Origin of the sequence: Streptomyces fuscigenes (assembly GCF_021556455.1) — a bacterium.
In the GTDB taxonomy this organism is placed as follows: Bacteria; Actinomycetota; Actinomycetes; order Streptomycetales; family Streptomycetaceae; genus Streptomyces; species Streptomyces fuscigenes.
The window spans coordinates 1-1102 of the sequence record NZ_JAKGCV010000796.1 but is presented as its reverse complement, the minus strand read 5'-3'; the positions used below and the strand labels follow the sequence as shown (position 1 = coordinate 1102).

The 1102-nt window shown below is 77.0% G+C and carries 1 protein-coding gene; it reads right to left on the bottom strand.

Annotation, left to right across the window (positions count from 1 at the left end; translation table 11 throughout):
* Window positions 1-1102, bottom strand: a 1102-nt coding sequence (locus L1885_RS28625; RefSeq protein ID WP_235800045.1) for an FUSC family protein, incomplete at both ends; no start/stop codon positions are given.

The window sequence follows — 1102 nt, the reverse complement described above, 5'->3', positions numbered from 1 at the left end:
AAGCCGCGCTCCGCGCGCTCGGAGGTGGCGACGGCGCGCGCCTCCCGCACCTGCTCGCGCAGGACGTCCAGGACCGCGCTGCTCCCGGGGCCGGGATCGGCCGCCACGTACGGCAGGGCCGTGTGCGACCTGACGCCCCGCGCCAACTGGCGGAGCTGGTCGCGCAGCGCCCGCACCTCGTCCGCGGCCGGCGGCCCGGCGCCCTGCGCGACGTCCTGCTGCGCGGCCGTCGTCGCGTCGACGATCCGCTCGACGGCGACGACGAGCGGCCACCACTCGCCCGCGACCGTGGACGTCGGGCGCGGCTCCGTCAGGGCGCGCCGGAACTCGGTGCGCACCGCCGACAGTTCGCGGTACAGCCGCCTGCGGGTGCGGGCCTGGGCGTCGTCATGGTTTCCGCCTCCGTCCGGCGCGGCCCCTTCCCCGCGTGCGGGGGCCGCGGGGGCGGCCTGCCCGTCCCGCGGCAGCAGGCACACGGCGAGGTATCCGGCGGCCTCGTCGATGAGCGCGGCGAGCCGCCCGCCGACGCGGGCGTGCCAGCTCTCCGGCCACAGCAGGTAGCCCACCACCAGCGCGATGCCGCAGCCGATGAAGCTGTCGACGAGGCGCGGCAGGAGCAGCCCGAAGCCGAGGTGGTTCAGCACGTCGGACAGCAGCAGGATCAGCGGTGTGATCGCCGTCGTCTGGTACGCGTAGCCGCGCGAGGCCATGACCGGCAGCAGCGCGGCGAGCACCGCCATCAGGGCCGCCGACCACCAGCCGAAGGGCGCGGCGGCGAGGACGGCCGCGGCCACGCCCAGACCGACGACGGTGCCGATCGCGCGCATCACCGCGCGGGAGAAGACGGAGCCGAGGTCGGGCTTGAGGACGAACGCCACGGTCAGGGCGACCCAGTAGGAGCGCGAGAGGGGCACGACCGACACGAGGGTCTGGGCGATGCCCATGCACAGTGCCAGGCGGATCCCGTAGCGCCAGGCGGTGCCCGAGCGCAGCACGGCGTGGGCGGCGCGGCGGACGCGCACGCCGAGCGGGGCCGGCCGCCCGAGTCGGTCGCCGGGGGCCTCCGTCTCGCCGCGCACGACGGAGGCCGCGTGGCGCAGCG